We start from the raw sequence: 24,561 nt of genomic DNA, 5'->3' as shown, positions 1-24,561 counted from the left end.
AAAGTTGATGGTTGATAGTTGGCTGCGCCAAAGAGTACGCAAAGGAGAAATGTATGTTTGGTCAAACTGCTGTAGGACGGACTGCAAATACGTCGTCTGGTGCGCGGATGTTTCGCTATGAAGTGCAAGGCCTCCGTCAAAGTGATGAAACGGATCAAAATGCTTATCCGATTCGTCGCAGTGGCAGTATTTTCTTGACGGTTCCCTATAACCGGATGAATGAAGAGATGCAGCGCATTAATCGGATGGGCGGCACGATTGTGAATATCACGCCGTTGGCTGGTGCAGCCGCGGCTCCTGCTAAATCGTCTAAGTCTAAATCTTCTGACGAATAGTTTTTTTGGTGACTCGTTAAGCATTGGATTTCTTCATGTCGGATATGGAATCTTCAACTGATCGTCCTATGGATACGGCGGCTGAACAGCTGACGGTTGAACAAGCGATCGCAAATCTCCGACATGAGGATACGAGTCTCCGCTACTATGCAGCGTGGTGGCTGGGCCGATTTCGAGTTCAGGAGTCTGCGGCAGTTGAGGCGCTGATTCAGGCCTTGGGTGACAAAGACGATCGAACTGAATTGGGCGGCTATCCCCTGCGGCGCAATGCCGCGCGGGCGTTGGGCAAGCTTGGGGATCAGCGGGCAGTAACTGGTCTGATTGAGTGCTTGAGTTGCGAAGATTTTTATGTGCGTGAGGCAGCGGCTCAGTCTTTGGGGGCATTGGGTGATCGGCAGGCTGTTGCGCCGCTAATGGCGCTAATTGCTGATGGTTTAGCGGTTGCCGAGCGAGTTCCTGGACAGCCTCATCTGGTTCAGCCTTGTGAAGCGGTACTCGAAGCCCTGGGTGCTTTGAAGGCGACCGAAGCTGTTAATTTGCTGCGCCCATTTTTGGATGCGCCAACGGAACGGGTTCGCTATGCTGCAACTCGATCGATGTATCAGCTGACGGGTGAGGCTGAGTATGGTGAGCAATTGGTGGAGGCGCTGAACGGTCGTGACTTGCAATTGCGGCGGGTAGCTCTATCTGATTTGGGGGCGGTAGGCTACATGCCTGCTGCCGATGCGATCGCACAGGCGGCAGTGGAAAGCAGCTTTAAGCTATTTTCGCTCAAAGGTTTGCTAGATGCCGATTTGCGGCGTAGTGGCTTTGTGCAGCAGCGCCAACTGTCAGATGATGCCCGTCGGGTGATGCCGCTGATGGATGATTTGCTCTAGGTGCTATTGGTACCTGGTTTTGGAGCATAAGGTAACTGACTGGGTTGGTAAGTGATTAGTTGATGGGGGCGATGTTTAGAGTGCGATCGCACCTGTCACCTAATCAATCCAACACCAGACGGATGCAAACCCTCGCTTTTTCTCTCATTTCTGATTGCTGCAAACTGTTTGGCTAACGAATGGATACTCAAACCCCTAATCAACTGATTCGTGCGGTTGATGAGGCCGATTCTCCCGAACGGCTCATTGCGGCGGTGAAAGCGCTGGCAGATGCTCAGCTTGAATCGGGCGTGGAAACGCTGATTCGGGCACTCGGATTTAATAATCCGGGAGCGGCTGTCATGGCAATGAAGGGATTGATTCGCATGGGGCCACCCGTTGTGCCGCATCTGCTGGCGCAGATTGATGACTACAACTATGGTGCTCGCTCCTATTCCATTCGTGCTTTAGCTGCGATCGCAGATCCACGCGCCTTGGATATTTTGCAAAAAGCGGCGGCTACCGACTTTGCACCCAGCGTTCGGCGGGCCGCCTCAAAGGGATTAGGCTTAATCACTTGGTCGAGCCTGCTGCCGGAGCAGATTGCCGATCGTCAGCAGCAGACGTGGGAAACGCTGCAGCAGGTGATTCAGGATGCTGATTGGTCAATCCGCTATGCAGCCCTATGCGGCATGACTGGACTTGCGATCGCAGCTCATGCACCGCAGTTGAGAACTGCAATTTGCCAAGCTCTAGCGGAAACCACGGCTCAAGACAATGAGTTGGCGGTGCAGGCCCGTGCTCAGTTTGCCAAAGAGATGATCGAGTCGGCACCGGAATAACTGCTGAACCGCTGCTACTAAATCTAGCTCCCAACAGCAGAAGCTGCATGACATCAGCTAAATCGCCTAGTTTTCCATCGGCCCAGTTTCTCCATCGATTGATTCGTTGATTTACAGGATTTAAAGACTATATGGCTATTCCTCTACTTAACAACGTACCGACAACCCAGAACCATCGGGTCTCGGGTTACGAAGTACCCGATGAAGATACTCCCTTGGTCTATCGTCTGACCGACGTGAGTTCTGAATCCGAGGTAAACGATCTGATCTGGGCGGCCTATCGGCAAATTTTCGGTGAGCATCTCATTCTAGAAAGCAATCGCCAAGTTGCACTGGAATCTCAGCTCCGCAACCGCTCTATCTCCGTTCGCGAATTCATTCGCGGCTTAGGTAAGTCAGATGTGTATCGGGAACTGGTGAGCGACACCAACTCCAACTATCGCCTGGTCGATGTAACGTTTAAGCGCTTTCTAGGTCGGGCAACCTACGGTCAAGATGAGCGCATTTCTTGGTCAATTGTGATCGCAACCCAGGGGCTGCACGGCTTCATTGATGCCGTAGTAGACAGTGATGAATATCGGCAAAATTTTGGTAACAACATCCTGCCCTATCAGCGGCGGCGGTTTGATGGTCGTCCCTTCAACCTTGTGACTCCCCGCTACAGCGACTACTGGCGCAACAAAGAGCTCCAGAATGCGGGTCGTTCCTACTACCAGGCTCGTCAATATCGGTCTGGGGATCTGGATCGAGCCGTGGTTCGTCAAGCCATTCCGGCTAACTTCTTGGCGATGGCTAGCCGTGTGCTACCCCAAGAGCGTAACTATCAGCGCACGATTGCCAGTGTCACATCCCAGATTAAGACCCTCAGTATTCCGGATACCAGCCATACCAATCAGCAAGGACAGCGCCGTATTCAGCCGACCCGCACATCGCTGCCCTACGACTATATTCCAGGTGTGGAAAAAGTTTAGGTTTGCTAGCTCGATGCAGTCATCGAGCTGTATCTCGATGTTTTAAGGAAGATTAGAGGAATATCTGTATGACACTGCCCCTTTTAGCCTATAGCCAAACAACCCAGAACCAGCGGGTTGATGGCTACGAAGTGCCCAACGAGGATAGTCCCTGGATCTATCGCTTAGAAGACTGCACGGATAACTCCGATGTAGAAGCGTTAATCTGGACGGCGTATCGTCAAGTGTTCAGCGAACATGTCATTCTTAAGAGCAGCCGCCTGCCGGATCTAGAGTCTCAGCTTAAGAATAATGCGATTACGGTGCGCGACTTTGTCCGTGGCTTAGCGAAATCGGATGTTTTTCATCGGCTGGTGGTAGAGACAAACTCCAACTATCGAGTGGTTGAGATTTGCCTGAAGCGTCTTTTGGGTCGTGCGCCCTATGGCAACGACGAGAAAATTTCCTGGTCGATTGTGATTGCCACCCAGGGTCTGGACGGTTTCATAGATGCGCTGTTGGATAGCGACGAATATCTCAGCAACTTTGGTGAGAACACCGTTCCCTATCAGCGGCGGCGGTTCAACGAGCGCCCATTTAATTTGGTCACGCCTCGCTATAGCGACTACTGGCGCGATCGCTTAGAAGCGTCTCGCTACAAGTGGGGCGACGTGCGCAACTTCCTCGACATGGCCAAGGATGTTTATGTGAAGCCTGTTACTTATCAAACGGTTCGCACTGACAACATCAAGATTCCTGATACCACACGGGAAACCAAACCCGAAGGTGTTTTGGCATCGATTAGCTCCTCTGCGAGTTTCCCAGTGCGCTAATCACACGCTTAATGTTGGGCAGTTTTCAAAAGACAGTCATGTTTCGTTCTGTGAGTTTAATCACAGAACGAAACATGACTTACTACCCTTACTTAGCACTGCCAAACTAGCGAATTTGGCCCAAATCGTGGCCCAGTTTAAGTACAGCCAACGTAGATTGATCTCATAGATTGACAGCTCCGGAATTTTATATTCAAACGAAGGAGAGTCAGCATGACTATACCCGTATTGGAGTACAAGCCTGCTACTCAAAATCAGCGCGTTGACAGTTTTGGCACTGTCGATACTCATGGGGATGTCCCTGTTGTTTATCGACTCGATGATGCGAAGCATGTAGATGAGGTGGATGCCCTGATTCGGGCTGCCTATCGGCAGGTCTTCCATGAGCAGGAAATGCTGCATTTTAATCGTCAAATTGCGTTAGAAACTCAGCTCCGCAATCGCGCGATTTCAGTGCGCGATTTCATTCGGGGATTGGCAAAATCTGAGCGGTTTTATGAGCTGGTCGTTGCGCCCAATAATAACTATCGCTTAGTAGAAATATGCTGTAAGCGTCTGCTGGGGCGGGAACCGTATGGGCGGGATGAGGAAATTGCCTGGTCAATTCAAATCGCATCGTTGGGCTGGGCAGCTTTTGTGGATTGGCTACTGGATAGCGACGAATATATCCGCACCTTTGACAAGGATACGGTGCCGTATCAGCGGAAGCGATTTGCTGAGCGCCCGTTTAGCTTTACACCACGCTATGGGGCTGACTACCGCGATCGCATGCCAAAACCAGATCCGCGTCGATTACAATCGCTGAATCGTGCTGGCTTTGAGCCGTTTGGCCAATTTGAACCTTATGATTGGCAAACGATTTTGCAGCGTACCAATGGGTCTCGGTTGGCGGCTGTTTTGGTATCGGTGGTTGGCATCATCACCGGATTGCTGGTGCTGGCCTCGGTAACAGGCAGTTTGGGCGGCTAATTTGTCTAATTTGAACGTGCGATCGCACCAAAGACACGCGATAATAAGCCCAAAGCTATTTTGAACACTAGTTTTTATCCGTTGCTGTTTCAGATAATCAGAATTAGAGACATCCACAACAGTTACTAGTGTTCCTCTTTTTTTACCTGAGGTTGTTAACTCATCGTTCATTTATAAGGGAGAAAAATCGCATGGCATTGCCACTGCTTCAATATCGTCCAACGACTCAAAACCAAAGGGTAGAGAGCTTCGGCAAGGCGGATCTGAACGAAGATACCCCCTATATCTATCGGCTCGAAGATATGCCGAATAATGATCGCATTGAAGAAGTGATTTGGGCATCCTATCGCCAAGTCTTCAGCGAGCATGAAACCCTGAAGTTCAACCGTCAAATCACCCTAGAGTCACAGCTCCGGAATCGTGCAGTCTCTGTGCGGGACTTCATCCGTGGACTCGCCAAGTCTGAGCGTTTCTACGAAACCGTTGTTGCCGTGAACGACAACTACCGCTTAGTTGACGTATGCCTGCGCCGCTTCTTGGGTCGTGCAGCTTACAACCAAGATGAGAAAATCGCTTGGTCGATCAAAATTGGGACGCTGGGCTTCCACGGTTTTGTTGATGCTCTGCTCGATAGCGACGAGTACACCGAAGCGTTTGGTGAGAATACTGTTCCTTATCAGCGCAAGCGGATGGAAGGCCGTCCCTTCAATCTCGTTACTCCTCGCTACGGTGAAGACTACCGCGAGATTGCAGGTACCACCAAGACCGATTGGCGCTTTGTTATCGAGAAGTTCTACTCCGCTAAGTACCAAGAGCGGATGATGAGCGAAGGCGATCCGCGCAAGTTCAAGGCGATGGCATCTTCTATCGGCGCACGCGGTAACTATGGTTCTCGTGTATCGGCCTATCAGATTGACTATCTGAACAAGGTGCCCAAGCGGCGCTAAACCGCTAACTCACGGCTATATTATCTATAACTCGTTCTGCTCTGGGAGCTGGTTCATAGATTTATAGAATAGCGTGAATTCAATGAATCGCTGGGTTTAGATTTTGTCTGGTAAAACTGCGTGAGGCTCTGGCTTTACCTTGTTTTTCAGGTTTGATCCAAACCCAGCGATTGTTTTTGAAAGCTAACCTCTGTGGATAAAAAGAAGCGACCATTGGTCGCTTCTTTTGCTAGGTGACACGGCTCCAGATAGCCAATCCGCCCCCGCGACCTCTGGCGGCAAGTAGGGTGTCGCTGATGTAGAAGAAGTTAAAAAACGGCAGCTTGGCAATGGGCTGTTGGGCAAACGGCTGATCGGAGCGCGCTTTGTTTTGCATGTTGCCCTGGTACAGCGACTGTCCGAAGAGCCGAAGCTGCATTTGGGTAAAGTCAAAGGCGACAAGATTTTTGCGATCGCGCCTGGCAGGGCCATTCACCTTAAACGCCAGTGGGCCAAGTCGGAGCTGATTGCCAATTGCGATCGCAGACTGTTCTGAAGCTGAACTAGCTGAATTCTGAGTCTCAGACGGTTGAAACTGAATCTGCGCGGTCACGAATTTGGGCACATAAAATCCTCGCCCTTGTATTGTGCCTGCCTGCCTGCGAGATTTTTGATTCGCGACAAACCGCAGCCGCCATTTGCCCAAAATGTCTGCTGATTCATAGGTGGTGGACTGTTTCTTGGCCACTTTCTCAAGCTGGACAAGCGCTTGCACCACGGCTTTCGCGGGTGGTCGAGAGCGGGACTGGTTAGTGTAATAGGCCGCGACCTGGTTGAGAACTGCGATCGCAGCATCAGTCGGCGCGACTTGCGGATCATGCGATTGAATCATGTTGCTCTGTTACTCAAATATTTAGCTATTTTCAATCCGGTAGCCTTCCATAGGCTATTGGTTTGTCAACGTCGTTTTGGTGGGTTTTGATGGTTGATGTGTCGCACTTTGCGCGACATATCAACCATCAAAACTGATTTGATACAGCACTATGGTTTAAGGTGATGCAGCCTAGTAAATCCCCTATTCGTCCCAAAAGTCGTCGAGATTAAAGCTATTGGCGGCAGCTTGAATTTCCTGAAAATAATCTGTTTGGGTAATTTGCGCTACGTCCCGTTCCCGTTTCTGATGGTCGATTTCGATTTGCAATTCTTCCAGTTGGCGTTTGAGGTCGCGCTCTTTGCGTTTGCGTTCGGTGATGTCCTGCACGATGCCTTCATAGTAGAGCAACGTCTCGCTATCGTCATAGACGGCGCGGGCATTTTCTGATAGCCAAATGATGACTCCATCGGCACAGTAGGCTTGATATTCAAACCCTTCAACCTGTCCGGCAGTTTCGATCTGCTGGCGAAACTGCTGATATGCGATCGCATCGACGTAGATCTGTTTGCTGATGTCAGTGATCTGCTCCACCATATCGAGCGGTGAGGAATAGCCGTGAATACGGGCCATTGCTGGGTTAACGCTGATATAGCGGTGAGCGGGACTGGACTGAAAAATCCCTTCTAGTGCATTTTCGTAAATGCTGCGATATTTTTCCTCGGCAATCTGTAGCGCCTGCTCAACTTCCTTTCGCTCAGTAATGTTGCGCACAATGATGAGCACTTCGCTCTCGCACAGGGCAACCATGCGAACTTCTTCAATCCGGCGACCTTGAGCGGCTTGAAGCCGCTGTTCATAAACTTGAATTTTCCCGGTGGTGAGCGCTTGCTGAATATAATGCATCCACTCATTGGCCAGTTCTGTCGGTAGACATTCATGCACCGAGCTGCCGACTTTGAAATGATTAGCATTATGGATCTGAGTGCGGCCTTCGCCTTGAATATCGGGATACAGACCGTCCTGGCGGACTCGAAGCAACAGGTCAGGCATTGCCTGCACCAGAGCCCGATTGGTCGCTTCACTGTCCTGCAAATTGGTAAACGATCGCTGGAGCTGCTGTGCCATGCTGTTAAATGAATTGGCGAGAGCTTCTAGCTCATCCACACCTTTGACCGTGACCGTTTGATCCAGGTTGCCATTGGCAATCTGCCGAGACGCTTGGTCAAGCTTGAGAATTGGTCTTGCCAGCCAGCGGGAGGTGTGTAACCCTAACCAGATGGCAACCAAAAGTGCGATCGCACATAAAAAAATGGTGATGCGTGTATTCTGGTGAATTTGCCCCATAAAGTCGGCTTCCGGCACCACCACGACAATCAGCCAATCCAGCCCCCGGCCATCGTTGAAGGGTAAGACCTGCAAGAACTGGCGCTTGCCATCAACCGTAAAATCAAGCTGCTGCGATCGCTGAATATTGTTGAGATTGCGAAACTGCTGATTCAGATACTGGGCCGCACCTCGAACCAAGGGATTCTCGCTTTCCACAGCCTCACGCCGCCGAGCTGCATCGTTGCTACCAATCAATAAATCTTCTGCGGTTGATGTGGACACCAGCGTGCCTGAGCGTTCGATAATAAACGTTTCGCCCGATTCGCCAACCTCCAGCGTCCGCAAAAAGCGGCTCATCTCCTCCGGCAGAATAAAGTCCGTGGCGCAGACGCCGATGAAGCCATTGCCAAATTCTTCATAGACGGGCAGACTGGCCGTAATTGTCGGCAGTTGCGTGTCGAAGTCCAGATAGATATCGCTCCAGGTTGGCCCACCTGCGGCTTTGGCGGCTGTGTACCACGGGCGCACTCGCGGATCAAAGGGACGGTCGCCTGTGCTGAGCAGATAGGTGCGATCGCCCGTAATATTCATCCCGTAGTAGTTGGCGATATGATCGGTCGAATCATTGTAAATCACCAACTGGAGCGATTGATCCGTCTCGTTGCGCCCCACACCCAGAAAGGAACCGTCGATGTCCGTCGCGCAGTAAATCAGATTGGTATAGGAAAAAATCTTGGCTTGCTGCCAAAACTGATGTTCTCCAGTGGCGCGACTGATATCAATGTCGCCCTTGAAGACAGAGTTGCCGTTGATCCGGTTAATCGAATGGGGGATTTCAATATAGGACTGGAGCTGCTGCTTAATTCGCTCTACGATTTCTGTTCGTAACTGCGAAGACAGATTGTAAACCGCTTGCTGACCATTGCGAAATGAGATGTAGCCGACTAGCCCAACCGCCGCCACGATTTGCAGCACAAAGGGGACGATTAATGCTCGCTGTAGCGGAACTGTTCGTCCCGTTTGCCAAGGCGGCAACCAATCCAGCAAGTGGCGCATTCTCAGGTCTTTTAGTCTCCTCTACCCTGATCCATTCTTATAATACGTCCAGTTGAAAATCCATTCGGCTTTTTGTGACGGGCTTTACCAGTCATCTGCCGTTGCGCTGCCAGCGATCCAGTCGTGGATGTTGCGCTCAGCGCCCGCCACGTTGAACAGGTGGAGGCCAAAATCTCGCGACAGGTCTTCACAGACGCGAATGCCTCGAACGCTATTGCCTTTGGCATCTAGCGGCGGCGAAAAGGTGCCAATCCCCAGCGTATTCGGCACGACGGCAGTGATGCCGCCGCCCACGCCGCTCTTGGCGGGCATGCCGACTTTGTAGACCCACTCGCCGGAATAGTCGTACATGCCGCAGGTGAGCATGACGCTGATTACGTCCTGCACATAGCGCTCATCCAGCGCCCGCACGCCCGTGACCGGATTGATGCCTTTATTGGCTAGGGTGGCGGCCATCATCGCTAAATCTTTGGCATTGACCAGAATTGAACACTGCTGGAAGTAAAGATCCAGCGTTTCTTCAATTCGATCCGTCACCATGCCAAAGTTCAACATTAAATATGCGATCGCACGATTGCGAAAGCCAGTGGATTTTTCCGACAAAAAAACCGGCACGTTCACATCCAGTTCCCGTCCGGTATAGCGCCCAAACATGTCTAATAAGCGCTTGAGCCGTTCGGTGGCATTGTTGCCTTTGACTAAATCGGCAGTTGCGATCGCACCTGCGTTGACCATTGGGTTATAGGGGCGATTGGTTTCCTCATCCAGCACAATCGCGTTAAAGGCTTCACCGGAGGGTTCGACGCTGACTTTGCTGTTGACGTATTCCCGCCCGTGATCCTCCAGTGCTAAACCGTAGACAAACGCTTTTGAAATAGACTGAATCGTGAACAGTTGGTCGCAATCTCCCACGTCGAACACTTGACCATCGGTACTCACCACGCAAACGCCAAACCAGTTGGGGTCTGCCGTCGCCAGTTCAGGGATATAATCGGCAACCGCTCCGTCCGTCAGTGCCTGATACTGCTCATACAAGTCGTTCAGGTATTGTCGAAAGGGAGACGTTGCAGCCTGAATGGAACTGGCTAAAGACTGCATACCGGGTTTTTGAGTCATGATGTCCTCGGTCGTTCGCGTTCGCGTTTGGGCTGGACTGCTAAGGATTATCGAAACCGCAGGATAGCCGTCTGGGCCGTCCCGATCAGGCATCATGCCTGACCTACCGTTGGATTACTCGATGACTCCAGTAACCCGTTCTGAATCAATTCGCCAATCAATTCGCCATGATTTGAGCTGCCACTTTTTGGAACTCTTGGCTAATTGGATGATCGCGATATTTCGTGCAAAATACGCCTTCACTGGCGAGCTGCACCACATCTTCCGACAGCGGAAAAATGCCCGCGACGGGAACGTCGTAGGTTTCTTCTGCCTTTTGCTTGAGCGCTTCAAAGTTGAGTTTGCTCAAGGCCTTGTTAATCGCCAGCAGCATCTTGCGCACCTTGAGCTGCCTCGCTACATCGATGGTGACTGCTGTGCCCTGATAGTCCTGCTTGTCGGGCCGCAGAATTAAAATCAACACGTGGGAGATGGCAATCGACAGAAACGTTTCTTTCGAGAGTCCCGGATGGGTATCAATAAAGAGATAATCGAGTTCTAAGCCTTTCACCAGCTTGCGAAAGCCGTCATTTAGGAGTTTGACATCATAGCCTTCCTGCAAGATTTTAGCGATGTCGTCGGCTTTGATGCTGGAGGGGACTAGAAAGAGCTGACCGGGCCCCGTTAAACCAATGTTGGAACTGACATCGTAGGCCGCCTCCTCAATCGTGCTTTCGCCCCACAAAAAGCTGTTGAGCGTATTCTGAATTTGCTCTGGCTCTAAACAAAACAGGTTATGGATACCGGGCGACGGCACATCTGTGTCTACCACCCCCACCCGATATCCCTGCATGGCAATGGTGGCAGCTAAGTTGGCCGTAAAGTTCGATTTACCCGTACCACCACGATAGGAATGAATAGAGACGAATGGCACTGACATAAGAGAGCAAAAAAGGCTTCAAGCGCCTGATTTGTCAGAATCAAACCGTTGAAGCCCATAACCTTGCCTCTATGATGCCGAATCGTGCGGACGTTCTCAAGGCCAACTATCAGAGCAGCATCGGTCTACCCTTTGCTGAGATGCTGCCGGAAGCAGAGATTGAAACTGTGCTGAGCGAGCAGGGAATCCGATATCGACAAGTCCTCTACACTCCCATGGTCGTCCTGTGGAGTTGGCTCTCCCAAGTGCTGGATGCCGACAGCAGTCTCAGCCATGCAGTCAAGCGAGTGGTGACCTGGATGAGCGTGTCGGGATTGGAGGTGCCCTCAGCCGATACCGGGGGCTATAGTAAAGCACGAAAACGCCTTCCCGAGTCGATATTTCCGCCCCTGTTCGAGCGGGTGGTGAGGGCGTTGCAGCGCCAAGTCTCCCCAGAGCAACGCTGGTGTGGCCGTCCGGTTAAAGCCTTTGATGCGACGACGGTCTTGATGAGTGACACGCAGGCCAACCAAGCCGAGTATCCTCAACACAGCAATCAGAAAGAGGGCTGCGGCTTTCCGATTCTCAAACTCCAAGTGTGGTTTTGTGTCACCACGGGAGCGGTTATGGCCGTGGCGATGGCTCCGTTGCGGGTGAGTGAATGGCGTCTAGCCCGCCAACTCTATCAGAAACTGCGCCCCGAGGATGTGGTGGTGGCCGATTCAGCCTATGGCACCTATGTAGATTTGGCCTGGGTCGCCCGGATGGGAGCCGATGCTGTCTTTCGCAAGCATCATCAGCGCCGCTGCGATTTCAGACGGGGCAAAAAACTGGGCATTGGCGATCACATCGTCCGCTGGCAGCGCCCGAAGCAATGCCCTCAAGCCCTCAAGCCGCAGGAGTTCGAGGCTCTGGCGGCATCCATTGAGGTGCGGGAAGTGTATCTCTTCATTCAGGTTCCTGGGTTTCGCCCGACCAACTTTGTGGTGGTAACGACGCTACTCGATCCCAACCGCTATCCCAAAGCTAAACTTGCCGAACTCTATCAGCTCCGCTGGCAGGCCGCCGAAGTTAATCTCCGGCATCTCAAAACCACCTTAGCCATGGAGATGATTGCTGCCAAAACACCCACCATGGTGAGCAAAAGTATTTGGGTGCATCTGTTGGCCTACAATCTGCTTCGCACCCTGATGTGGGAGGCGACAGCCGACGGCGAGGTCGGGGTGTTGCGAGTCTCTCTACAAGGTGCTCGGCAACAGTTCAATCACTTCCGGCCTGAGTTGCTGCATCTAGCTCCATCCGAACGACGGCGAGGCTACCAGGCCTTGTTAAACGTGGTGCGAGAGTTGGTGATTCCGTTTCGACCCAACCGTTCAGAACCCCGAGTTGTAAAGCGCCGTCCCAAACCGTTCCCAAGAATGCAGGAACCTCGCTCCGTCTTGAAAGCCAGGTTGCTAGCTTGATACAGCTTATGTCAGTGCCATTCGAATAGAGACAACTCTGAGCATGGTGAGGCAAGACCACTATTTAAAGAAAGAATTTCTCTCAAGCCTACCTGGTAGGTAGAGATTGTGTAAAACGATTCTGTGTAAAACGATTTAAATAGTTACGGAAGATCAACGTCTGTCGTCTTCGCAACAAAAAAGTATCCGGTTCTATCGCTGACTACAGCTACTTATCCGTGTAAAGATTCAGAGCTAGTCGCTGCAACGACGCGATCGCGGCCTTGATTTTTGGCGTGATACAGCGCCATATCGGCCTGGTGAATCAACTCGTCTGACTTTTGATCAGAAGCCGGAATCAGGGTGGCGACGCCCAGGCTGAGGGTAATACAAGGCGCGATCGCAGAATCGGCATGAGGAATTCCTAAATCGCGAATGGCCTGTTGAATTTGTTGCGCAACTGCGATCGCACCTTCAAGATGGGTATTGGGCAAAATCACCGCAAATTCTTCGCCCCCGTAGCGCGCCAGCAGATCCGCTGGCCGCCGAATACAGTCTTTCGCTGTCTGCGCGACTTCCACTAAGGCTTCATCCCCCATTAGGTGCCCGTAGTGGTCGTTGTACTTTTTGAAAAAGTCAATGTCAAACATGATCAGAGAAATCGGTTGCTGATCGCGCATCAGCCGCCGCCACTCCTGCGCCAAATAATCATCAAAGCGCCGCCGATTGGCCACCTGAGTGAGGCCATCCAGGGAGGCCAGCAAAGATAGCTCAGAATTAGCCTGGCGCAGCGCTTCCTCCATCTGCTTGCGTTCTGTAATGTCAAAGAAAAAGAGATAGTATCCCCGAATTGTGCCATCCACATCCTGATCCGGAGTCATCGTCGCGTGTAAAATGCGCTCGCCCTTAGGTGGATAAACAAACGAAAACTCAAAGTCAGTTTGCTCGCCCGCCAGCGTCCGGTCGATATAGGGTTTGGCTCGCTGATAGTTCTGATGGCCGACAATATCCCAGACGTGGCGACCCAGAATTTCGGTTGGAGACAGACCCAGCCGCACTTCATAGTAGCGATTGACGAACCGATAGCGCCGTTCAGCATCAATGTAGGCAATGCCCGCTTGAATGGAATCGGTGATTGACGCTAGCTCGTTGCGGCTGCGGATCAGCTCTTGTTCAATTAGCTGTCGCTCTTGGATTTCGCTTTCCAGAGCTTGAGTCCGTTCCGCTACCTCTTGTTCCAGCCGCTGGTTATAATCCCGCAGAATTTGCTGGGCCTGCCGCTGCATGGTGATGTCTTCAAACACCACAACCGCATATTCAATCTCGCCCGTTGCCGCAAAGATTGGCTTGGCATGGACTCTCAAGGGGATAGATCGGCCTTGATCACGAACTTCGATGTCCTCTGTGGCCACTTCTTCGCCAGTGAGTGCTCGGGCCGAGGGCAACTGTTCAACTGGATAGAGCTGATTGGTGCCAGCACGATAAATTCCGTAGGTGTTGTTCAAGGCGTTCTGCTGGGTTGGTTGCATGTCATGCTGCTGGAGCAGGCTCAGCCCAGACTGATTAACGTAGTGAATGCTGCCATCGGCATGGTGGATTGCAACCCCAATTGGGATCGTTTCTAGAAAGCGAGTGAGCCGCTGCTCATCCTGTTTCAGCGCTTGCACGGTTGTGATCAGCTGCGCTGCCATTTGGTCAAAGGATTGGGTGAGCTGATTCAGTTCATAAATGTTTTGGCTGAGCGTCCCTGCTTCTAGAGGTGTCCAGGAATCAAAGGCACCGTCTGCTAGTTGTTTGGCGACGCGATTGAGATCTAGAATCGGCTGGCTCAGCCAGTACGCCATGATGCTGCTACTTGCGATCGCAACCAATAGCGCTAAGCCGCAGAGCAAAACGGAACGGCGGGTATTGGCATAAATTTGGGCCATAAAATCCGACTTTGGCACCAAAATGACGACCAACCAATCCAAACCATGCTCATCTTGAAACGGCATCAGGTACGAAAAATAGGCTTCACGCTCCAGCTTTAAATCAAAAAATTGAGCTGTATCGATTGCCGCCAGGGAGTCAAACTTCTCCGTCAGTCTGTTCATACTGTCGCGAATGAGCGGCTCTTGGCTGTCCAACGCATTCAGCCGTCGCACCATTTGCTCCCCATCTGTCAAAAAGGGCGGCTCCGGCAGCGAACTGGCCACCAACCAACCCGAGGGCTCAACGATGTAGACTTGCCCCGTGGGGCTGACTGAAAGCGTCTGCAAAAACTGATTAATACTCTCAATGGACACGCCCGTACTGAAAATGCCGTGCAGGTTCTCTGCTTCGTCATAGAGCGGCAAGGTCGCCGTCAGCTGCATTGGATATTTAGCTGTCCTCCAGACTTGCACTGGATTCCATGCCGCTACGCCAGCAGGCGGAATATCCGCATACCAGGGATAGCTAAACCAACTGGAATCCGTCGTTTGGGACGGGTCATTCCGATTGCCTGCGGCATCCAGTTCATAGAGCGTAAATCGATTGGCCGCTCCCGATTCACCCACATAAAACCGCTCGTTGGCTTGGCGCTGTACCTCCAAAAGAACGCTTGTTTGGCGATTTTCAAAGCTTGTTGTCGAAAGCGTGTCAAAGCTCTGGAGCTGTGCATAAAAATAGCGCTGCAGTGCTTCTCGGTCATTGACATCTACGTAACCATTCTGGATTGCACTGACATGTAAGCGGTTCAAACGGTGGGGCGTTTCCAGATAAACATCGAGCTTAGCTGTAATGCGCTGCCCGACCTGAATCATGAGCTGATGGGCCAGATTCTGCACCCCTTGCTGACCGTTGCGAAAGGAAAAGTATCCCACCAGGGCAACCACACCAACCACATGCAGAATCAGCGGGACTGCGAGTACCGTTCGGAGTCGAACTGGATGGGGCAATTTGAACTTCACATCATCAATTTAGATTGGCCTTAACAGCGTTGGGAACTGGCTGAGATCGCTTCTCGTGCTTCAAACAACAAACGGGCCGCACCTTGGATTTGCTCTAATGGTGTCACGGCACAGGGCAAGCTTGGTAGGCGGACTAGGGTGTGTTCAGGAAAAACGGCATCTGATAGTTCATGGCTCGTTTCGCAGCGATTATGTACGATGTACCGCTGATGAATGTTCATCATTTGCAAGGAAGCTGTTAATCGCTGAGCCTCCGCCAACACGGCTGATTGATTTTGTATGACGCCAATAAATTCAGTGTAGGCCGGATCTTGTAATTTTTTCTGTGCTTGAACGACCCGCTGCCGCAGATTGCGCAGTCGTCCCATAAAGTCCACCCGACCGACGACGTCCTGATATTTGATCCACAGCTTGAAGATCCAGGCTAGCCAGTCGCTCAGGGCGGTAGGCATTTCTAGAAATCGCAGTAGATGTCCGGTGGGTGCCGTATCGAGAATGATTAAATCCTGCGCCTGAGTTTCCAGTAGTTCCATGATGCCAATCAGCGCCAGCATCTCATCGATTCCCGGCAAAGCTTGCGAAACAATCTGTCGCCACGCTTCTGGGCCGTAGGCGATTTGAATCTCGCCGAGTCCATTATCGCCGCTCATCATTTCGGCCAGTTCCCAGAGATAGTCTTCCCGAAACTGATCCAGCAGGGTTTTTGCATCCATTTCCTGACCGCTGAGATTCGGTGTGAGGGTAACTGGATCGTGGCCTAAAGACTGTCCCAACGCATCTCCCAGAGAATGGGCTGGATCGATGGAGATAACCCGAATTTGCTTTTGGGGATGACGCTGGGCGATGCCCCATGCGATCGCAGCTGAAACCGTGGTCTTTCCGACCCCGCCTTTGCCACCCACCAAAATTAGGCGACGACCTTCCTCCAAAAAGTCTGGAAACCCAGGCGGGATACGTTCCGGCCAGCGAATGTTAAGCTGACGAGTTTCTGAAACCGCTGATGGATTTGGCGAAAACGAGGTGGCGTGTTGAAAGAGCTGATCGAGTTCAGTAACCCCTACAGGTTCTTTGGCCTGCTGTAGCGCAATCCAGACCGAGTGAGGCTGAGCAATCTCCACAAATTGCTTGAGCAACGCCTGTTCAGACACATAGCGCTGATAGTCATCGGGATGAGCTAAAACATGATTCACCCAAACACCACCAATTGGAATTTGCAGTTCATTAAGCGCATCAATAAAGCGCTGGCTCTCTAGCCAGCTCATCGGTTCTGGAATGGCGACGACCATGCAGGCTGTGCGCTCCGGATCTTGCAGCATGGCCCGCCCCTGAGCCAAGTCCTGCTTCATGTCCTGCAAGAACTGGTCGGCTTCGTCCGGTTGATACTTACCTTTGAACCGCTGCACCATGAAGCGGTGCTTTTCCTGAAACAGATCCAGCGCGGCCAGGAACTGATCGAGAAAGTCCATCAGGCCGAACAGGTTCAGGGTATGGCCGCTGGGAGCCATGTCCACAACGACCCGATCGGCATCGCCCTCCCGCAAAATACGCTGAATTTCTAGAATGCCCATTAACTCATCCAGTCCCGGCCAGCTCAGATCCCACACGGGGCTGAGGTCATCACCTTCGACAAAACTGCCGCGTTCGACGAGTAACTCCAGCACGTGGCCGTACTGCTGGCGAAACGATTGCAGGAGCTGCTGTGCGTCCAGTGCCCGCACCTGTAGATTGGGCAGATCGGCCATTGGACTCGGCGTGTCATCCACCGCTATTTGCAGCACATCGCCAACCGAGTGGGCTGGATCAGTGGAAATCAACAAAATTTGCTCTTGGGGATACTGTTGCGCCCAATGGCGGGCAAATCCACAGGACAGAGTCGTCTTGCCGACGCCACCTTTGCCGCTGAACATGGCGAGATTAAGAGCGTTATCAAACTTCATAGGACGATCCTGCAATTGCATCATGCGATTCGGGAACGCTAAAAACGTCTAGCTATACTGGATGCACCGACGAGGGCAAAGCCGATGAGTGACCTGTTTAAGGGATTTGAGCAACTGCTAGAGCTGGCCAAAACCCTGGAAGAAAAAGCCGAAAAGGGTGAGCTGAAAGCCGATGTGCGAATCAACTCGCGCACTATGAGTAGTATTCCCAGACAAGGCAACATTCCCAACGATATCGGTACGGTCAAAATGCGATCGCGCCCAAATGCTACTTCACCAGGCTCCCATCATACTGATGACACGGTGATCGTCACCCCACCCCCAGCGGGTAATCGTAATCAAGCACCTGCTAGCGATTTCAGCTCTGCTCCTTCTGATGCTGAGCCCGATACGCCATCGTTAAGAGATGTCGGTGGTCTGAGCGAAGTGTTACAGGAACTGCGGGAGCTGATTGAAATTCCGCTCAAGCGTCCCGACTTATTGGCACGACTGGGTTTGGAACCGACCCGTGGCGTGTTACTCGTTGGCCCACCGGGAACAGGTAAAACGCTGACGGCTCGCTCTCTGGCAGAAGAACTGGGCGTGAACTACATTGCGATCGTCGGCCCGGAAGTGATGGGCAAATATTACGGTGAAGCCGAAGGTAAGCTGCGCAGCATTTTTGAGAAAGCGACTAAAGCGGCACCTTGCCTAGTGTTTATTGACGAAATTGACAGCTTGGCCCCCGATCGTAGCAAGGTGGAAGGTGAAGTTGAAAAGCGGCTGGTCGCGCAGTTACTGAGCCTAATGGATGGTTTCGCTCAAAACAATGGCGTGATTGTCCTGGCGGCGACCAATCGGCCTGATTACCTCGATCCAGCGTTGCGTCGTCCCGGCAGACTCGACCGCGAAGTGCAGTTTCGCGTCCCCGATCGCAACGGTCGCCTAGAAATTTTGCACATCCTCACCCGCAAAATGCCGCTGGCTCAAGATATCAGCCTAGATGAAATTGCCGATCTATCCGTTGGGCTAGTCGGTGCTGATCTAAAAGCACTCTGTCAGAAAGCGGCTTACCTGGCTCTGCGTCGTCAGGTGCCGTCACTCAACAGCCCAATTCCTGATGTCATGACCGTTACGCAGGCGGAATTTCTCGAAGCGATCAAGGCAATTAAACCTTCTGCGCTGCGGGCAGTTGAAGTGGAAACGCCCCATGTGAAATGGAATGACATCGGCGGTCTAGACGATACGAAGCAAGTGCTTCAGGAGTCGGTGGAAGGCGCGCTGCTCTATCCCGATCTGTATCGCTCGACGGGAGCAAAGGCACCGAAAGGCATCCTCCTCTGGGGGCCGCCCGGAACGGGCAAAACGCTGCTGGCCAAAGCGGTCGCCGCTCAAGCTCGTGCTAACTTCATTTCCGTCAAAGGCCCAGAGATGATGAGTCGCTGGGTGGGTGCTGCCGAACAGGCCGTGCGAGAACTGTTTACCAAAGCGCGGCAGGCGTCGCCCTGCGTGGTGTTTATCGACGAAATTGATACGCTAGCCCCCGCACGGGGACAGGCCAGTGGCGATTCGGGCGTTAGCGATCGCGTTGTCGGTCAGTTACTGACTGAACTCGACGGTATGCAGGATTGCCCCAATCTCATCCTGATTGGTACCACCAACCGCCGCGATGCCCTTGATCCGGCTCTACTGCGGGCTGGAAGGCTGGATCTTCAGTTGAAAGTCGATCTGCCCAACCAAGACAGCCGCTTAGCTATCCTGAAAGTCCACAATCAAGATCGGCCTCTGCAAGCTGTAGATTTGGCGCTTTGGGCTGAACGGACGGAGGGCTGGAATGGTGCAGATTTGGCGCTGTTGAGTAACCAAGCCGCCCTAGAAGCTGTTCGTCGCTACCGGGCATTAGGACAGGATGATCCCAGCCAGATTTATATTGACGCCAATGACTTTGAACAAGCCTATTACGCCTTGTTGGCACATCGTTCAGCTTAGTCAGCTTAGCCCAAATCGTTGATCCTGCATTGGCTGTTTGAATCGAGAAAAAATTCGGTAGTTTTCTAACTCGCTTAAGGGGATTCTATTGTCGAATTGAGTATTCGTGGCGATCTTTTTGGCCCGAACAATATTGTATTCGACGTTGCCAGTATGAATGGTTAAGACGACATTGAATACTTCAAAAAAGCTGATTGGATTACTCATGTCTGAATGGCTGCTGCTTTCTTCGCTGTCTTTATAGAACTGAATCAACTTGCCAATTTTAGATTCCAAATGAGAGGCTGTGTTGCGACAAACCAAATATATTTTTAGCAACATTGTAATCAGTGCAAACGGATGATTAAATGACAGCATCGTAAAGATAGAGGATGGAGTCTTTCGATCCTCTATTGTCAGATAATCAATCAATCGATTACAAGTACGCAGTAGCAAAGCATCGTCAATCGGGTTCTCATGATGGTTGATATAGAGTACGTTTAGTTTTTCCTCAATATCAGACAACGCCCGTTCTATGAGCATCGCTTGAGGTAAACCAAATTTTAAATATTTAATCAAGCTGGTTTTGAAGTTCCGATACTGAACTTGAGTGGTCTGCTTGAGAAAAATATTAGCTAGATTCTCATGGCTAAACATGCCACGGCGTAGCGTAATCAACTTAATCAAACGCAGTACTTCGTCTCCCATGCCAGTTGGATTTTTGGGAATCACGCATTCCAGCTTAGACGAAGCTTGAGATTTAGCAATGTACATTGCTAGGTCAAAGCGAAACTGATTTTTCAGCATTACGGCTCTATTACGAGCTGCTTCTTGCTGCTCAGTCGGATTATCTAAATCGGTGGATTGAGCCATGAGCTGATAGAATGCATAACGCTCTGTCCAGTGTTGCTCCTGGACATCCGTTTGACTATCTTGTTTGAGGCGACGAGATACAAAAGCCTGCAAATCCCGATAATCTTGGCTCTCTACAAAGTTACTCAGCCAAGTTCGGAGGCGTTGACGCGATATTGAAATCGCTGGATGTGAAATAACGGGATCTTGAAAAGAATCAACAAGCTCCTGTATAGCTTGATGCTGGCGTTTGGTTTCCCAGTTATTAATTAAAATATAGCAAGAGCGCTTTAGCGTGTAGCGAAATTCATGCTCTTGATTGGCAAATATAATTTCATGCATTGCAGATGAAATATCTGGGCTTTCGTTACATCCGCCGTTATAGATAAACAGTTGCTTAAATTCGATTAAAGCGGCATCTGGAGAGCTAGTTCTGACTATATCTAGTAGGGATTTGTAAATTAACTCCTGCGCCTTTTTCAGATTGATAATTCTAGAAGTCTGAGACTGTGTTTCAGCTTTGGTTAACTCACTGCCTTCTATTGTGGCGTTGCTCTGAATGATCGTTGTCTCATTTTGACCTGCAATCATGTTTGCACCTTTATGTACAAATATTCGATTGACGGACTCGATACCACAGCTATTAGTTGCCAGTTGCACCACAATAGCGCTCACAAGACTTCAGAACTCCGTCTTGGATAAACTTACCCATATAGAGGTGCCTCAGTTCAATGACAGCCTCTAATTTTGATGATCAGTTTATATTTTTGAGAATAATTTAAACCTGCCATTAATATTCTTTCTACTTAGATGTTTTTGTGAATTTATTGAACTTTTGTTGATGTTTATACGGAGCGATAACGTGCTAGGTGATTTTATTTAGCTTTACACAGACTTTTTATTATTTATATATTCGAAATCGTGAAACTACTTAAAATTCAGCTAAAGCTTAATTGCAATCAAACCCCCAAATAGCTTCATGAGATCTATGAGTTCATACATTTCATGACCACTATTCAAGGGTTTGATCAGCAAAAAAGATCCTAATCAATTGTTCTATAACTTTAAACCAAGCGCATAGCCATGCCGCTCTGACTGGGCGACATGGCCAACCCTCGGTTAACTGCGCTCAGTACAGCCAGTAAGGATGCTGTGACGATGCTGCTGTGGATACCGACACCGTGAATCGTGCTCTCCAGCCAGTCCGCCGCGATTTCAATCATTGCGATCGCATTTGCGTTGCTGCCGTGACCAATGGCGCGTTCTTCGTAGTTATGCACCCGGATATCCAAATCGAGCGCGGCGACAAAGGCATCAATCGGCCCATTCCCCGTACCCGTTAACGTGAGAGATTTGCGATCGCGGATCACCGTTGCTACCATCGTCGGCACGTCTTCATCATCGCGCCAGTGGTGCGACACATACTTGTAGGGTGTCGTTGCGCTGAGATATTCCCGCTCAAACAGTTCCCACAGCATGGGCGCGGTCATTTCCCGACCGCTGTTGTCCATTTCCCGCTGTACAGTCCGGCTAAACTCAATCTGCAAGCGGCGCGGCAGGCTCAAGTTATAGTCGCGCTCCAGCAAAAAGGCAATGCCGCCTTTGCCGGATTGGCTGTTGACCCGCACCACTGACTCATAGGAACGGCCTAAATCGACTGGATCAATCGGCAAGTAGGGCATATCCCAAATTTCATCCGGATTCCGCGCCGCAAAGCCCTTGCGAATCGCGTCTTGGTGCGAACCAGAAAATGCGGTGAAGACCAGATCACCGACGTAGGGATGACGGGGATGGATCGGCAGTTGGGTGCAGTCCTCAACGGTGCGCGCCACTTCATTAATCTGCGAGAAATCTAAACCGGGATGAATCCCCTGCGTATACAAATTCAGCGCCAGCGTCACAATATCGACATTGCCTGTGCGCTCGCCGTTGCCAAACAAACAGCCCTCAACCCGGTCAGCACCCGCCATTTGCGCTAATTCTGCGGCTGCGATCGCACATCCCCGGTCGTTGTGGTTATGCACGCTCAAGGCCACACTGTCCCGGTAGATCAGCTTACGGTGCATCCACTCCACCTGATCGGCAAACACGTTGGGCGTTGAACCTTCAACAGTAGCGGGCAGATTAATAATCGCCTTCCGATCCGGCGTCGGCTGCCACACCTCCAGCACCGCATTGCAGATATCGCGGGCAAACTCCAGCTCCGTCTGCGAAAACACTTCCGGCGAATACTGAAAGCGCCACTCGGTTTCCGGCTGCTCGGCTGCCAACTCACGAATCAGCTTGGCCGCATTGACTGCCAACTCAATCGTCTCCTGCGGATTCTTGCGAAACACCACCCGCCGAAACACCGGAGCCGTCGCGTTATACACATGCACAATCGCCCGCTTTGCACCGCGCAATGACTCGAACGTGCGCCGAATCAGGTCTTCCCGCGCCTGGGTAAGTACCTGAATCTCCACATCATCCGGCACGCGATCTTCTTCAATCAGCGTCCGCACAAACTGAAAATCGGTCTCCGATGCTGCCGGAAACGCCACTTCAATTTCCTTGAAGCCAATCGCCACCAGCATCTCGAACATGCGCAGCTTTTGCTCCACGGACATCGGCTCAATCAGCGCCTGATTGCCGTCCCGCAAGTCAGTGCTGAGCCAAATCGGCGGCTGAGTAATGGTGCGATTTGGCCAAGTGCGATCGCGCAATTCGATCGGGGCAAAGGCACGATATTTTTGATTGGGATGAGTCAACATAGTCACAATCTCTATGAGTTTTCTAGTTATTTGGGATATTTGTGGGTGCTTTAGGGTGGCTGAGGAGGGAGCAGGGGAGTGGGGAGCAGGGGCGAAAGGGAGAAATAGGCTCCGTTGCCCCGTCGCACTAGTCCCCACCAACGGAAACCACCGCTATAGACCAGCGCAAAAGCAACAGGTACCTCAGCACAAGCTCAAAAACTATTCAGGGCAATTTGCCTTTATGTCAAAAATTATTTGCGCCCAAGGCGCAGCAGCAGCCCCAGACCTAGCAGTAGGCCGATTAGGGTGGAGAGAAGTAGCTGCTGAAATTGCATGAAGGTTGAGTGCAACGTTGAATTCGTTACTGCAATGCTACGCATCGTAACACAAAAAATAAGCCTGTCGAATTGAATTATTCTTTTGCGGCAATCACCTGCACATCGGCAAAGTCTTCTGCATGGCTGGGTGGAACTAGCTTTACGTCTTGGATTCTAAAAATTTGTGGCCATGATCTCCTGCAAAATCTCGTTGGAATCTCCGATATAGCGAGTTGCAATGCCGTCATCGTGTCGTTTGCGCTGTAAGCCTGATCATGCAAGAGATAGTCAGTTTTCACGCCCCTAATTTCCCTGATCTAATTGGCAACGAGAACTGCGATCGCTGTTATGAACTAATCTTCAACAATCACTCCGAGATAAAGCCGCACGAATTCCTTTGCTGCTAGGGGATTTAGCGTTTTGAGCGCCTGGGTAATTTGAGCAATATTTTCAGCGCTAGGGTCAAGTCCGTGATACCAACGGCCTACGTTGGCTCGACTGATACCCATCGTTACAGCCAGTTTATTCTGGCTAATGCTGTAGGTATCTAAAACCTGCTTCAGTGCGTCGCTTGCCCTTCCCATATCCTAATCGTGTCAGAGGATCTTAAGAAGGTAAATGTCACACTTGTGGATACATTGGTTTTATGCTAATGTCACACTTGTGACTACATCCTGACGCATCATTATGTCGCAAGAATTCATTCCCAACACAGAAGTCTACTCGGCTCCTCCTGGTAGCTCTGCTCCTGCTGCACCAACGCGTGAACCTGTGTTAATCACAATCGTCGGCACAGCCACAGGCATCGATTTAGTGGTCAAAATTCTGCATCGTCTCGGCTTTGCCGAAGCCAGAGCCTGGAGCAAACCGCAAATCGATCCCCAAAGCGGCAAACCCATGCGAGTTCTCACTAAATGGATTCGGTATTAGTCAATGAAGCTGTTTAGATTGGATGTGAGATCGCACTTATCAGCAATTCAGTCGAGGTTACAGAGTTGTTAGCTGGCTGCTACGGAGATTTCGGTTTGACTTCAAACTCCATCTTGGAACGGTAGAAGCAAACATCAAATTCAAGAAAGAAGTTCGTCTGCCCTAAAATCAATGGGGCATTTGGGCGCTGTACTTATCATCAATCACTGACTAACATCTGGCTGTTTGAAAGATTCCATTAAAGCTGCGCCTGCTCCAAAACAATCATATGGAGTGGGTAAGTCATAAGTCTTGAAAGGTTCCAGTGGTGCAATATCCTGAGCCATGTCCAAATCCTCAGCCAGAATTCGGATCAGCTTCAGTTTTTCTATTGCGGAGAGTTGTCGGGCAGCCGGAAGCACTTCAGCAAGCGTCATGATTCCTTTCCTCTTCTCAAGAAGTCACCTCTCCAGAGTACTCTACACCTAGCTAATCAGGCTTAAAGCCGTTTGG

21 protein-coding genes are annotated in these 24,561 nt (G+C 51.0%); 10 read left to right on the top strand and 11 right to left on the bottom strand.

The window, feature by feature from the left end; all coding sequences use genetic code 11:
• Positions 1 to 53: 53 nt before the first annotated feature.
• From cpcD to cpcG4, 7 genes are all read left to right on the top strand, one after another.
• Positions 54 to 335, top strand: coding sequence for a rod-capping linker protein CpcD (cpcD, locus tag AC286M_RS33325; RefSeq protein ID WP_488208494.1), 282 nt, complete (start codon positions 54 to 56; stop codon positions 333 to 335).
• A gap of 44 nt (positions 336 to 379) precedes the next feature.
• Positions 380 to 1,213 carry a C-phycocyanin alpha-cysteine-84 phycocyanobilin lyase subunit CpcE gene (gene cpcE, locus AC286M_RS33320; protein ID WP_488208493.1) on the top strand — a complete coding sequence of 278 codons (834 nt, stop codon included), beginning with the start codon at positions 380 to 382 and terminating at the stop codon, positions 1,211 to 1,213.
• Between the two features lie 179 nt (positions 1,214 to 1,392).
• The gene (gene cpcF, locus AC286M_RS33315) at positions 1,393 to 2,034 is read left to right on the top strand and encodes a C-phycocyanin alpha-cysteine-84 phycocyanobilin lyase subunit CpcF (RefSeq protein ID WP_488208492.1); all 642 of its coding nucleotides are present in this window, start codon (positions 1,393 to 1,395) and stop codon (positions 2,032 to 2,034) included.
• Positions 2,035 to 2,165: 131 nt separating this feature from the next.
• Positions 2,166 to 3,005, top strand: coding sequence for a phycobilisome rod-core linker protein CpcG1 (gene cpcG1, locus AC286M_RS33310; RefSeq protein ID WP_488208491.1), 840 nt, complete (start codon positions 2,166 to 2,168; stop codon positions 3,003 to 3,005).
• A 68-nt stretch (positions 3,006 to 3,073) separates the two neighbouring features.
• Positions 3,074 to 3,817, top strand: a complete 744-nt coding sequence (gene cpcG2, locus AC286M_RS33305; protein WP_488208490.1) for a phycobilisome rod-core linker protein CpcG2 — start codon at positions 3,074 to 3,076, stop codon at positions 3,815 to 3,817.
• 213 nt (positions 3,818 to 4,030) lie between these two features.
• On the top strand, positions 4,031 to 4,786 hold the full coding sequence (locus AC286M_RS33300; protein ID WP_488208489.1) for a phycobilisome rod-core linker polypeptide: 756 nt from the start codon (positions 4,031 to 4,033) through the stop codon (positions 4,784 to 4,786).
• Between the two features lie 191 nt (positions 4,787 to 4,977).
• A complete protein-coding gene (gene cpcG4 / locus AC286M_RS33295; RefSeq protein WP_488208488.1) occupies positions 4,978 to 5,733 on the top strand; it encodes a phycobilisome rod-core linker protein CpcG4 in 756 nt (251 codons plus the stop codon).
• Between the two features lie 229 nt (positions 5,734 to 5,962).
• On the opposite strand, the gene AC286M_RS33290 is transcribed toward cpcG4, so the two are convergent.
• From AC286M_RS33290 to AC286M_RS33275, 4 genes are all read right to left on the bottom strand, one after another.
• On the bottom strand, positions 5,963 to 6,604 hold the full coding sequence (locus tag AC286M_RS33290) for a PAP/fibrillin family protein (RefSeq protein WP_488208487.1): 642 nt from the start codon (positions 6,602 to 6,604) through the stop codon (positions 5,963 to 5,965).
• Between the two features lie 183 nt (positions 6,605 to 6,787).
• Positions 6,788 to 8,959, bottom strand: a complete 2,172-nt coding sequence (locus AC286M_RS33285; protein WP_488208486.1) for a PAS domain S-box protein — start codon at positions 8,957 to 8,959, stop codon at positions 6,788 to 6,790.
• Positions 8,960 to 9,052: 93 nt separating this feature from the next.
• Positions 9,053 to 10,180: a glutaminase A gene (glsA, locus tag AC286M_RS33280; protein ID WP_488208485.1), complete on the bottom strand. Its 1,128-nt coding sequence runs from the start codon at positions 10,178 to 10,180 to the stop codon at positions 9,053 to 9,055.
• Between the two features lie 61 nt (positions 10,181 to 10,241).
• Positions 10,242 to 11,003 carry a MinD/ParA family ATP-binding protein gene (locus AC286M_RS33275; protein WP_488208484.1) on the bottom strand — a complete coding sequence of 254 codons (762 nt, stop codon included), beginning with the start codon at positions 11,001 to 11,003 and terminating at the stop codon, positions 10,242 to 10,244.
• Between the two features lie 26 nt (positions 11,004 to 11,029).
• Between AC286M_RS33275 and AC286M_RS33270 the strand changes: the two genes are divergently transcribed.
• The gene (locus tag AC286M_RS33270; protein WP_488203605.1) at positions 11,030 to 12,445 is read left to right on the top strand and encodes an IS4 family transposase; all 1,416 of its coding nucleotides are present in this window, start codon (positions 11,030 to 11,032) and stop codon (positions 12,443 to 12,445) included.
• 212 nt (positions 12,446 to 12,657) lie between these two features.
• On the opposite strand, the gene AC286M_RS33265 is transcribed toward AC286M_RS33270, so the two are convergent.
• Both AC286M_RS33265 and AC286M_RS33260 read right to left on the bottom strand, forming a co-directional pair.
• Positions 12,658 to 15,354, bottom strand: coding sequence for a sensor domain-containing diguanylate cyclase (locus AC286M_RS33265; protein ID WP_488208483.1), 2,697 nt, complete (start codon positions 15,352 to 15,354; stop codon positions 12,658 to 12,660).
• 20 nt (positions 15,355 to 15,374) lie between these two features.
• Entirely contained in the window at positions 15,375 to 17,291 is a 1,917-nt protein-coding gene (locus AC286M_RS33260) for an ArsA family ATPase (RefSeq protein ID WP_488208482.1), read from the bottom strand.
• 84 nt (positions 17,292 to 17,375) lie between these two features.
• On the opposite strand from AC286M_RS33260, the gene AC286M_RS33255 reads away from it, so the two are divergent.
• Positions 17,376 to 19,259 carry an AAA family ATPase gene (locus tag AC286M_RS33255; RefSeq protein ID WP_488208481.1) on the top strand — a complete coding sequence of 628 codons (1,884 nt, stop codon included), beginning with the start codon at positions 17,376 to 17,378 and terminating at the stop codon, positions 19,257 to 19,259.
• Here the strand turns inward: AC286M_RS33255 and AC286M_RS33250 are convergent, their stop codons facing one another.
• From AC286M_RS33250 to AC286M_RS33235, 4 genes are all read right to left on the bottom strand, one after another.
• A complete protein-coding gene (locus AC286M_RS33250; protein ID WP_488208480.1) occupies positions 19,260 to 20,765 on the bottom strand; it encodes a Sll1247 family protein in 1,506 nt (501 codons plus the stop codon).
• A gap of 389 nt (positions 20,766 to 21,154) precedes the next feature.
• Positions 21,155 to 22,840 (bottom strand): 2-isopropylmalate synthase, encoded by a 1,686-nt coding sequence (gene leuA / locus AC286M_RS33245; RefSeq protein ID WP_488208479.1) that lies wholly within the window; start codon positions 22,838 to 22,840, stop codon positions 21,155 to 21,157.
• A 394-nt stretch (positions 22,841 to 23,234) separates the two neighbouring features.
• Entirely contained in the window at positions 23,235 to 23,438 is a 204-nt protein-coding gene (locus tag AC286M_RS33240) for a hypothetical protein (protein ID WP_488208478.1), read from the bottom strand.
• 54 nt (positions 23,439 to 23,492) lie between these two features.
• Positions 23,493 to 23,723: a helix-turn-helix domain-containing protein gene (locus AC286M_RS33235; RefSeq protein ID WP_488208477.1), complete on the bottom strand. Its 231-nt coding sequence runs from the start codon at positions 23,721 to 23,723 to the stop codon at positions 23,493 to 23,495.
• Positions 23,724 to 23,826: 103 nt separating this feature from the next.
• Here AC286M_RS33235 and AC286M_RS33230 point away from each other — a divergent pair, with 103 nt between their 5' ends.
• Positions 23,827 to 24,069 (top strand): hypothetical protein, encoded by a 243-nt coding sequence (locus AC286M_RS33230; protein WP_488208476.1) that lies wholly within the window; start codon positions 23,827 to 23,829, stop codon positions 24,067 to 24,069.
• Positions 24,070 to 24,272: 203 nt separating this feature from the next.
• Here AC286M_RS33230 and AC286M_RS33225 read toward each other — a convergent pair whose 3' ends face one another.
• Positions 24,273 to 24,485: a hypothetical protein gene (locus AC286M_RS33225; protein WP_488208475.1), complete on the bottom strand. Its 213-nt coding sequence runs from the start codon at positions 24,483 to 24,485 to the stop codon at positions 24,273 to 24,275.
• Positions 24,486 to 24,561 lie beyond the last annotated feature (76 nt).

This window comes from Thainema salinarum CENA647 (assembly GCF_057732415.1).
The sequence above is the reverse complement of the archived record's forward strand: the minus strand, read 5'-3'. Positions and strand labels throughout refer to the sequence as shown.

Coding starts and splice junctions, on each gene's coding strand:
- cpcD (WP_488208494.1), top strand. CDS start 54: ATGTTTGGTCAAACTGCTGTAGGACGGACTGCAAATACGTCGTCTGGT.
- cpcE (WP_488208493.1), top strand. CDS start 380: ATGGAATCTTCAACTGATCGTCCTATGGATACGGCGGCTGAACAGCTG.
- cpcF (WP_488208492.1), top strand. CDS start 1,393: ATGGATACTCAAACCCCTAATCAACTGATTCGTGCGGTTGATGAGGCC.
- cpcG1 (WP_488208491.1), top strand. CDS start 2,166: ATGGCTATTCCTCTACTTAACAACGTACCGACAACCCAGAACCATCGG.
- cpcG2 (WP_488208490.1), top strand. CDS start 3,074: ATGACACTGCCCCTTTTAGCCTATAGCCAAACAACCCAGAACCAGCGG.
- AC286M_RS33300 (WP_488208489.1), top strand. CDS start 4,031: ATGACTATACCCGTATTGGAGTACAAGCCTGCTACTCAAAATCAGCGC.
- cpcG4 (WP_488208488.1), top strand. CDS start 4,978: ATGGCATTGCCACTGCTTCAATATCGTCCAACGACTCAAAACCAAAGG.
- AC286M_RS33290 (WP_488208487.1), bottom strand. CDS start 6,604: ATGATTCAATCGCATGATCCGCAAGTCGCGCCGACTGATGCTGCGATC.
- glsA (WP_488208485.1), bottom strand. CDS start 10,180: ATGATGCCTGATCGGGACGGCCCAGACGGCTATCCTGCGGTTTCGATA.
- AC286M_RS33275 (WP_488208484.1), bottom strand. CDS start 11,003: ATGTCAGTGCCATTCGTCTCTATTCATTCCTATCGTGGTGGTACGGGT.
- AC286M_RS33260 (WP_488208482.1), bottom strand. CDS start 17,291: ATGAAGTTTGATAACGCTCTTAATCTCGCCATGTTCAGCGGCAAAGGT.
- AC286M_RS33255 (WP_488208481.1), top strand. CDS start 17,376: ATGAGTGACCTGTTTAAGGGATTTGAGCAACTGCTAGAGCTGGCCAAA.
- leuA (WP_488208479.1), bottom strand. CDS start 22,840: ATGTTGACTCATCCCAATCAAAAATATCGTGCCTTTGCCCCGATCGAA.
- AC286M_RS33235 (WP_488208477.1), bottom strand. CDS start 23,723: ATGGGAAGGGCAAGCGACGCACTGAAGCAGGTTTTAGATACCTACAGC.
- AC286M_RS33230 (WP_488208476.1), top strand. CDS start 23,827: ATGTCGCAAGAATTCATTCCCAACACAGAAGTCTACTCGGCTCCTCCT.
- AC286M_RS33225 (WP_488208475.1), bottom strand. CDS start 24,485: ATGACGCTTGCTGAAGTGCTTCCGGCTGCCCGACAACTCTCCGCAATA.